We start from the raw sequence: 9,842 nt of genomic DNA, 5'->3' as shown, positions 1-9,842 counted from the left end.
ACTTATTTCAGGACGGGACATACACGAAAAAAGAAAAGCCACGAAATATCGTGGCTTTTTTATAAGAATAAATTTAAGCAGCAAGAAAAGTTTGTACGGCCTGATTAAAGGCTTCCGGCTGTTCAATATTCGAAATATGCGAAGCATTGATTTCAAACAACTGGCTATTCGCAATACGTTGCTGCATAAACTGGCCATCTGCAACAGTCGTCACAGGGTCCTGCTGACCCGCAATAATCAGCACAGGGATTTGAATGCTGCTAAGTTGTTCGCGGACATCCGCCTTAGCCAGAGCTTCACAGCAGTTTGCATAGCCTTCTGGGCTGCCAGCTCCGAGGTCGTTTGAAAGTTCTGCAACGACTGCCGGGTTGCTCTGGATAAAGGGATCAGTAAACCAGCGTGATGCCGCAGTTGCTGCAATCGGAGCAAGACCTTGCTCACAGACAAGCGCAGCACGGTCTTGCCATGCCTGTTCCTGGCCAATTTTGGCTGCGGTGTTACAGACTATCACCTGGCTAAAACGTTCTGGCTTATGAATCGCCAACCATTGACCGGTTAAGCCACCCATAGAAATACCACAGAATGCTGCTTTTGCAATGTTCAAATGATCCAGTAGATTCACGACATCCTGCCCCAGCTGCTCCAAGCTATACGGGCCTTGTGGTGCAGATGATGCACCATGACCACGGGTGTCATAGCAGATTACGTAATGATCCTGCTGGAAATGTTCAATCTGTGGCTGCCACATGCTGTATTTGGTACCCAGTGAGTTGGAAAATATCAAGGCAGGTTTGTTGGCATCCCCAAAAGTCTGGTAATTAATCTGGGCATCATTTGATGTAAATGTTGGCATTTGTTATTCCTTTTATTTCCTTCTAAAAGTTCTTCCCTGAACAAGGCATAAGCACTGCTTAAGCCTTGTGCAAGAAAGGGAGGTTAGGAGGGATTTTTTAAACACGTTCAATAATCAGCGCGATACCTTGACCCACACCAATACACATAGAGCAGAGGGCATATTTACCGCCAGTCTGTTCCAGCTGGTTCAAGGCAGTGGTCACCAGACGGGCACCGGAAGCACCGAGTGGATGACCAATTGCAATCGCACCGCCATTTGGGTTTACATGCGCAGCATTATCTGGAAGGCCAAGGTCACGAGTCACGGCTAAGGCCTGTGCAGCAAAGGCTTCATTCAGTTCAATGACATCCATCTGATCTAGTGTCAAACCGGTCTGGGCCAGTAGCTTTCTAATCGCTGGTGCCGGACCAAAGCCCATAATGCGTGGTTCAACACCGACAACCGTTGAGCCAATAATTTTGGCACGCACTTCTAGGCCATATTCAGCAACAGCTTCATCAGAGGCAATCAGGAGTGCCGCTGCACCATCGTTAATGCCAGAAGCATTGCCGGCAGTCACCGTACCATCCGCTTTTACAACTGGTTTTAGCTTAGTTAAACCTTCTAGTGTCGTAGAAGCACGTGGATGTTCATCTGTATCAACAACCACAGGTTCGCCTTTACGCTGAGGAATCACTACCGGAATGATTTCATTTTTAAAGAAACCTTTGGCCTGTGCCGCTGCAGTACGTTGCTGGCTGGTCAGGGCAAACTTGTCTTGATCTTCACGGTTGACATTGAACTGTGCTGCCACATTTTCCGCAGTTTCCGGCATGGTTTCCACGCCATACAGTTCCTTCAGTTTCGGGTTGATAAAACGCCAGCCCATGGTAGTATCTTCAAGCTTTTGAGTACGGCCATAAGCGGTTTCAGACTTACCCATCACCAGCGGTGCACGTGACATGGATTCCACACCACCAGCCATAATCAGATCGGCTTCACCGGCTTTAATGGCACGAGCCGCAATGACTACCGCATCGAGTGATGAACCGCAAAGACGGTTAATCGTAGTTCCCGGTACCTGATAAGGCACTCCTGCGAGCAAAGCGGACATACGACCCACGTTGCGGTTATCTTCACCGGCCTGGTTGGCACAGCCATAGATGATGTCATCCACTTTTTCCCAGTTGATACTTGGGTTACGTTCCATCAAAGCCTTAATTGGAATCGCACCCAGGTCATCGGCACGGACAGGGGCCAGGCCACCGGCATAGCGGCCGAATGGGGTACGGATGGCATCGATAATATATGCATTTTTCATTGTTTCTATTTCCAGTTCTCTAATCCCTCCTGACCTCCCTTTGATAAAGGGAGGAGAGCTTCCGTCATATATTTTCGAAAGTCCCCCTTTCTTGCACATTGACTTAAAGCAGTGCTTAAGTCTTGTTCAGGGGATATAGGGGGATTTAATTTTCCTTTATTACTTAATCCTGTGTCGCATCAATCAATGTTGCACCCGTCATCGACTGCAATTCTTCAAATGACAGACCTTCAACTTTTTCAATCACTTTCATGCCTTCAGCCGTGACATCAATCACACACAGATCGGTATAAATACGGTCTACACATTTCAGGCCAGTGGCAGGATAAGTCAGTTCAGCCACGATCTTCGGTTCATCTTTTTTAGTGACATGATCGGTAGTGATAAAGACTTTCTTGGCACCGACGGCCAGATCCATCGCGCCACCGACAGCAGGAATTGCATCCGGTGCACCAGTATGCCAGTTGGCCAAGTCACCATTTTCAGCGACCTGGAATGCCCCCAAGACTGCGATATCTAAGTGACCACCACGCATCATCGCAAAAGAATCCCCATGATGGAAAAATGCACCTCCAGTCAGCATAGTCACAATTTCTTTACCGGCATTAATCAGCTCAGGGTCTTCTTCACCTTTGGCAGGTGGCGGACCGAAAGCCAGCAGGCCATTTTCAGAATGCAGGAAAACATCCTTGTCTGCTGGTAGATAGCTGGCAATCTTGGTCGGCAGGCCAATACCAAGGTTGACATAGGCACCATCCGGAATGTCCTGGGCAACACGTTCAGCAATCTGGTCACGGGTCAGTTTGTTATAGCTCATCAATCTTCTCCTTATCCGTAATTACTGTGCCGGTTGAACTTGAACAACGTGTTGAACAAAGATGCCTGGGGTGATGATGTGTTCCGGATCCAGCTCACCGAGCTCAACCACTTCAGCAACTTGGGCAATAGTCACATCTGCCGCCATCGTCATGATTGGACCGAAGTTACGCGCCGATTTACGGTAAACCAGATTGCCCCAGCGATCGCCTTTATGCGCCTTGATCAGGGCAAAGTCTGCTTTAATTGGATTTTCTAAAACGTAATCTTTGCCTTCATAATTCAGGGTTGGTTTGCCTTCCGCCAGCAAGGTGCCAAAACCAGTCGGCGTGTAGATTGGACCTAGTCCCATACCGGCAGCCTGAATACGGCAGGCAAGGTTGCCCTGAGGTACCAGTTCCAGTTCGATTTTTCCGGCACGGTACAGCTCGTCAAATACCCAGGAGTCAGACTGACGTGGAAAAGAACAGATGATTTTACGTACTGCACCGGTCTTCAGCAGTTTCGCCAGGCCATAGTCACCATTACCGGCATTATTATTAACGATCACCAGATCTTTGATACCCAGTTCGATCAGGCCATCAATCAGTTCTGCTGGCTGACCTGCTGTGCCAAAGCCGCCGATCATGATGGTCGAACCATCCTTGATCTGGGAAAGTGCTGCTTTCAGCGATAATGAACTTTTATCTATCATAATCTTGTCCTTGCATGTCCTAATCTGATGAAGGGCTATTACTTATTTTGAATCTGAAGCAACAGCAGTGAGGGTAGCAGGCCTTTTCTTTGTCAGGAGAAAATGAGCCAAAAGGCCGATACAGATGCCCCAGAACACTGAGCTCAGGCCGAGTACACTCATGCCTGAGGCAGTTGCTAAAAATGTAATTAGGGCGGCTTCGCGCTGCTGTTCGGTTTGCATGGCAACTGTCAGGTTGGTCGAAATCGCACCCAATAAGGCCAGTCCAGCCAGTGCTGCAATCAGTTCTTTCGGGAACAGACTGAACAGCATCACGATACTGCCTGCAAACAGGCCACCTAAAATGTAAAACAGGCCATTACATACACCTGCGATATAACGTTTTTCTGGTAATTCGTGCGCATCTTTGCCTATGCAAAGTGCTGCAGTAATTGAACCCAGAACTGTGGTAATACCACCAACCCAGGCCACTGCCAGAGAGGTAATACTGGCTATGGTAATAATGGGTTTGGCCGAGACTTGATACCCGCTGATTTTTAATAAGCTCATCCCTGGCAAAAACTGACCAGACAGGCTGACCAGAATCAGGGGGAGTGCCAGGTTAAAGGTCGATGACCAGGTCCATTCCGGCTGAATCAGTTGCGGAATGGCCAGATTGAAGTCCATGCTGACTGGCTGAAACTGACCGAGAATCAGGCTTAAACAGACACCAGCCGCCAATACCCATAACATGGCATAACGGGGATTCAGTCGTTTGGCGACTAAAAACACCAGCAACATGCCAAGTACGATCACGGGCATATTGTCTGTGGCACTAAACAGGCCCAAACCGAAATTCACCAGAATGCCGGCCATCATTCCTGCGGCAACCGCTTGTGGAATCAGCGCCAGCAATTTATCGAAATAGCCACTAATGCCAATTACAAACAGCACCACAGCCGTAGTGATATAGGCTGCAATCGCTTCATTCAGTGAAATATCGGGAAATAAGGTCACTAAAAGCGCTGTACCAGGAGCTGACCAAGCCATCACAATCGGCACTTTGAACCTGGTGGATAAATAAATACTGGAAACAGCAGCACCTATGGAAATCCCCCAGATCCAGGAAATCATCATGGCTGCAGACACTTGTGCCTGCTGGGCCGCCTGGAAAAAAATAATCAGGGGACCGGCATAAGAAATCAGTACTGCTAAAAATCCTGCAACAGTGGCTGAAATCGACCAATCATTTTTTAAGGTTTGAAACAGGTGACTCATTGGCAATATGCCTCCTTGCGTCTAGCAATGATCCTGTTGATCTGTTGTGGATCTGGATTAACCCAGATCGCCACCACCGACAGGTACTACCGTACCGGTCATATAGGACGATTCATCCGAAGCCAGGAATAAAATGGCATTCACTTGTTCCTGAATCGTGCCGTAACGTCCCAGGAAAGTACGGTCAATAGTTTGATCCACCACTTGCTGCATCCATACTTTTTCAGTTTCCGTTAATGGATTGGCATTACGTGGAACCTTACGTGGCGGTGCTTCGGTACCACCCGTTGCAACGGCGTTGACACGAATCCTGTCTTTGGCATGTTCAAAGGCAAGAGCAGCAGTCAAGCCGTTAACTCCACCTTTAGAAGCCGAATAAGGCACCCGGTTAATGCCACGGGTTGCAATTGACGATACGTTTACAATGGTGCCATGCTGCTGCTTGATCATTTGCGGTAGCACTGCACGGCAGCACCACATGGTTGGGAACAATGAGCGGTTCACTTCTTTGATGATTTCTTCTTCAGAAAATTCTTCAAAAGGTTTCATCCAGATCGCACCGCCAACATTGTTGATCAGCACATCAATACGTCCATAGGTCTCTAGTGCTTTGGCTATGACAGCTTCGGCACCGGCATAGGTTTCCAGATTGGCCTTGACAATAATGGCATCACCGCCAGCCGCTTCGATTTCTGCCAGGGCTTCCTGCACATAGTCCGAAATATCGGCCAATACTACTTGTGCGCCTTCAGCAGCAGCCTGGATGGCTACACCGCGGCCGATGCCTTGGGCAGCACCGGTCACGATCACGACTTTATTTAAAAATCTTTGACGTTCGGTCATGTCGAAATATCCTCAATCAGTTGGCAGAGAATTTTTCAAACAGGAAGCTGGCAGGTTTGACACCTTCCGCATCCAGCCAACCGCGAACTGCTTCAACCATGGGTACCGGACCACACAGGTAGATATCGACATCGCCACCATTTAACCATTCATTTTCAATATGACCGGTCACATAACCTTTACGCTCATGTGTAGATTCTGGATTTGCGACCACCGTGCGATATTCGAACCATGGGAATTTGTCCTGTAGTTCATTCAGCTTTTCAATTGCGACCAGGTCAAAGTCATTGGTCACTCCAAAGACCAGACGTACTGGATGTTCAGACCCTTTTTCTTCCAGTACCTGTAACATCGACATAAATGGTGCGATGCCTGTACCACCTGCCAGCATCAATACTGGACGGGTCACATTACGCAGATAGAAGCTGCCGAATGGACCGGTAAAGATCATTTTGTCACCCGCTTTTGCATCAGCGCTGAGGAAACTCGACATTTTGCCGTTCGGCACATTGCGCACCACGAAACCGGTTAAACGGTTGCCCGGCTTAGAGCTGAATGAATAGGAGCGGGTTTCGTTAGTGCCTGGAATGCCGACATTGACATATTGTCCGGCCAGAAAATGGATATCTGGTTGACCAGCATCGAGTTGAATATCAAAGGTAATTGTGGAATCAGACAGATTTTCTACACGGGCCAACGTACCTTGAAATGCGTGAATCTCGGTTTTGCAGACATCAGATGAGGCCTGGATCTGGAACACGGCATCCGAAGTCGGCTTACATTGGCAAGCCAGAATAAATCCTTCTGCAGCTTCTTCTGGAGTTAGTGCATCTTCAATATACATTTCTTCAGGCATGTCATACGCACCTGATTCACAAAAAGCGCGGCACGTTCCACATGCACCGTCACGGCAATCTAGAGGGATATTGATCTTTTGACGGTAAGCTGCATCGGACAGGGTTTCGCCTTGGGCAACACTAATAAAACGTGTAACGCCATCTTCAAATTGGAGTGCAACATTGTGGTTTGACATGGCTGAATATCCTATATAAATCTTTGAAACTTAGCCTTTCAGCCATATTTCCCTGGCTGAAAGGCTTTTTGACCTTGCTGTCGAAACAGTCTTAGAGGTGATAAATGTCGATAACCTGGTTGATGTAATCGTTTTTCAGCACCACGTATTTGCTTAAAATCTGTGGTTTTTCGCCTGAAAAATCGATCACATAACGAGACATACCAAAGTAGCTGTAACTGGTTTTGTAACGGAAACTCAGGGTATTCCAGTTAAAGCGCACAGTGACCTTGTCACCATCACGTTCCACAATTTCAATATTGCAGATGTTGTGGCTGGTACGGGTATCCGGCATGGTGGCAGATGAACGTTCTGTCTTGATCCGGAACACACGGTCTTCCAGGCCCTGACGGTCAGGGTAGTAGATCAGTGAGATTTCAGACTGTGGATCTTCAGTCAGACGGTCATCATCATCCCAAGCTGGCATCCAGAAAGAAGCAGTAGGGGCGTAGCACTGTAACCAGTCATCCCATTGCTCATCATCTAAAAAGCGGGCTTCCTGATACAGGAACTGTGCAATATTTTCTAAAGTGATGTCGCTCATGCGGTTTCTCCTTCAGTGCTTGCAGCAATTTCTTTTTCGGTCGCAATGCCTTTTTTGATCAGTTCTAGCCAGTACTGGTGTTGTGCCAGATATAAGCCTTCATCTTCAGTTTTAATGCCGGACAGTTTTGGTTTCAGGCCAATTTCATTGGCTGCATCATCGGGCCCTTGAATCCAGTGCTTAGAACCACGACACATGTCATTCCATTCCAGCGCGATCCCGGCATAACCAGCCTGACAGGCACGGAATTCTTCCAGATCGTCCGGCGTTGCCATACCAGAAGCATTAAAGAAATCTTCATACTGACGGATACGGCGAGTGCGTGCTTCCGGCTCTTCACCGACAGGACCGATACAGTAAATAGTCACTTCAGTCTTATCGACAGAGATCGGACGCAGGACACGAATTTGTGAGCCGAACTGATCCATGAAGTAAACGTTTGGATAAATACACAGGTTACGTGAACGCTCGATCATCCATTTCGCCATGGCTTCGCCATAACGCTCGGTATATTCATCTTTCTTGGCAAAGTTTGGACGGTCTTCTGGATTGGCCCATTGAGTCCAAAGCAGCATGTGACCATGTTCAAAGCCGTAAGAACCACCGCCTTGTTTGCCCCATGAACCTGCGCTCATGGCACGAATATTATCGCCAGCTTCTTTTTCCTTACGTTGCTGAGTCGTTGCAGCATAGTTCCAGTGCACGGCAGAGACGTGATAACCATCGGCCCCGTTTTCTGCAGTCAGCTTCCAGTTACCTTCATAGGTATAAGTCGATGAACCACGTAAAACTTCCAGGCCTTGCTCAGACTGACCCACGATCATGTCGATGATCTTCATGGCTTCACCCAGGTATTCTTCCAGAGATGGAACATCAGGACTCAGGCTGCCAAACAAGAAGCCTTTGTAATTTTCAAAACGGGCTACTTTTTTCAGGTCATGAGAACCGTCTTGGTTAAAGCAATCTGAATAGCCTGCATCAGCCGGGTCTTTCACTTTTAACAGCTTGCCCGAGTTATTAAATGTCCAGCCATGGAATGGGCATGTATAGGTTGCTTTATTACCACGTTTGTAGCGGCAGAGCTGTGCACCGCGGTGTGAGCAGGCATTGATCATGGCATTCAGTTCGCCATTACGATTGCGTGCAATGATGATTGGCTGACGGCCAATATGGGTTGTGTAGTAATCGTTGTTATTGGGAATTTGGCTCTCATGGGCCAGATAAACCCAGTTTCCTTCAAAAATGTATTTCATTTCCAGATCAAATAGGGCTTGATCAGTAAATACGGAACGGTGCAGTTTAAATTCACCAGATTCAAAATCATCGACCAGTAATTCATCAATACGGTCTAAATGGCTGGTGTTAATTACAGGAATACGAGGCATGTCCAGTCTCCGACTTTCCAAGGAGGGGAAGTCATCGGGATGTTGCTCAGACTGACATCCCGATTCCATTTTGAATTAAGCGCTTGCGCGACGACGTTCTACTTCAGTGCTTGGCGCTGCAGCTTGGTCTTTAACCAGTTCAATATTGAACTGGATATGTTTGAATGGACCATTTAAACCGCGGCGTGCGATTTCAGCTTCATCGGTTACATCATCAGCAGTTGCGACCAGACCATCACGTGTGGCGAATGCAAAGTCATCCCACAGGTATTGATCGCCTTCGATGTTGAACTGTGTGGTTAACTTGCGGTAACCCGGTGCAGATACGAAGTAATGCACATGAGACGGGCGGTTACCGTGACGACCTAATTTGTCCAGTACGAACTGGGTAGTACCTTCAGGTGGGCAGCCATAACCGACCGGCATAGTGGTCAGCGCCACATATTTACCGTCTTGATCGGTAAAGATAGAGCGGCGCAGGTTAAAGTCAGATTGCGACTTGTCAAAGAACGAATAGTTGCCTAGGCTGTTGGCATGCCAGACTTCAACTTTTGCACCTTCAATGATGTTGCCGTCAGTATCGGTCACTGTGCCTTCAATAATCAGGGTCGGAATTTTGCCTTCTTCAGAACCGTCATCCATACGCGCAAAACCAACCGACTCAGGTGCACCTGCAACATACAGCGGGCCTTCGATGGTACGTGGTGTACCACCTGTAATGCCTGCTTTGGCATCTGCTTCATCCGCGCGTAAGTCTAAGTAATGTTCCAGACCAAGACCTGCAGCCAGTAAGCCTAATTCATTAGCTTGACCTGCATCAGTAAAGTATTCCAGACCTTTCCAGAGTTCAGTCTGAGAAATATCAAGATCTTCAATAGCCTGGAAAAGATCACCTAATAAACGTACAATAACTTGTTGTACACGCTCATCTACTGGTCCTGTCGCTGTATCGACATTCATTTTTTTAACCAGTGCATCAATTTCTTGGCGGTTCATACTATTGCTCCTAAAGTATGTTTTCATATTTTAGTGGCGCATGTTTTAGCATTCATTTGGCTGGCTAAATCTTGCTGGC

General features: G+C 47.6%; 10 protein-coding genes. All 10 read right to left on the bottom strand.

Features of this window, described 5'->3' with window-relative positions:
- Window positions 1-73: 73 nt before the first annotated feature.
- The gene (gene pcaD, locus B3J29_RS01855) at window positions 74-853 is read right to left on the bottom strand and encodes a 3-oxoadipate enol-lactonase (RefSeq protein ID WP_004785618.1); all 780 of its coding nucleotides are present in this window, start codon (window positions 851-853) and stop codon (window positions 74-76) included.
- Window positions 854-950: 97 nt separating this feature from the next.
- On the bottom strand, window positions 951-2,156 hold the full coding sequence (pcaF, locus tag B3J29_RS01850; RefSeq protein ID WP_004785619.1) for a 3-oxoadipyl-CoA thiolase: 1,206 nt from the start codon (window positions 2,154-2,156) through the stop codon (window positions 951-953).
- Window positions 2,157-2,319: 163 nt separating this feature from the next.
- Window positions 2,320-2,973, bottom strand: a complete 654-nt coding sequence (locus B3J29_RS01845; RefSeq protein ID WP_004785621.1) for a 3-oxoacid CoA-transferase subunit B — start codon at window positions 2,971-2,973, stop codon at window positions 2,320-2,322.
- A 21-nt stretch (window positions 2,974-2,994) separates the two neighbouring features.
- Entirely contained in the window at window positions 2,995-3,666 is a 672-nt protein-coding gene (locus tag B3J29_RS01840; protein ID WP_004785624.1) for a 3-oxoacid CoA-transferase subunit A, read from the bottom strand.
- Window positions 3,667-3,708: 42 nt separating this feature from the next.
- Window positions 3,709-4,923 (bottom strand): benzoate/H(+) symporter BenE, encoded by a 1,215-nt coding sequence (benE, locus tag B3J29_RS01835; RefSeq protein ID WP_004785625.1) that lies wholly within the window; start codon window positions 4,921-4,923, stop codon window positions 3,709-3,711.
- Window positions 4,924-4,980: 57 nt separating this feature from the next.
- Window positions 4,981-5,766: a benzoate diol dehydrogenase BenD gene (gene benD, locus B3J29_RS01830; RefSeq protein WP_004785628.1), complete on the bottom strand. Its 786-nt coding sequence runs from the start codon at window positions 5,764-5,766 to the stop codon at window positions 4,981-4,983.
- A gap of 16 nt (window positions 5,767-5,782) precedes the next feature.
- Entirely contained in the window at window positions 5,783-6,799 is a 1,017-nt protein-coding gene (gene benC / locus B3J29_RS01825) for a benzoate 1,2-dioxygenase electron transfer component BenC (RefSeq protein WP_004785630.1), read from the bottom strand.
- 91 nt (window positions 6,800-6,890) lie between these two features.
- Complete coding sequence (benB, locus tag B3J29_RS01820) at window positions 6,891-7,382, bottom strand: benzoate 1,2-dioxygenase small subunit (protein ID WP_004785632.1); 492 nt, start codon at window positions 7,380-7,382, stop codon at window positions 6,891-6,893.
- The gene (gene benA / locus B3J29_RS01815) at window positions 7,379-8,767 is read right to left on the bottom strand and encodes a benzoate 1,2-dioxygenase large subunit (protein WP_004785635.1); all 1,389 of its coding nucleotides are present in this window, start codon (window positions 8,765-8,767) and stop codon (window positions 7,379-7,381) included. Before benA ends, benB begins: the two co-directional genes overlap by 4 nt.
- A 75-nt stretch (window positions 8,768-8,842) precedes the next feature.
- The gene (gene catA, locus B3J29_RS01810; protein ID WP_004785638.1) at window positions 8,843-9,763 is read right to left on the bottom strand and encodes a catechol 1,2-dioxygenase; all 921 of its coding nucleotides are present in this window, start codon (window positions 9,761-9,763) and stop codon (window positions 8,843-8,845) included.
- Between the last annotated feature and the right edge of the window lie 79 nt (window positions 9,764-9,842).

The sequence above is a fragment of the Acinetobacter sp. UBA5984 genome (assembly GCF_002429925.1).
GTDB lineage: Bacteria > Pseudomonadota > Gammaproteobacteria > Pseudomonadales > Moraxellaceae > Acinetobacter > Acinetobacter variabilis.
Note: the sequence above shows the minus strand (reverse complement) of the source record. Positions and strands in the feature narration are given on the sequence as shown.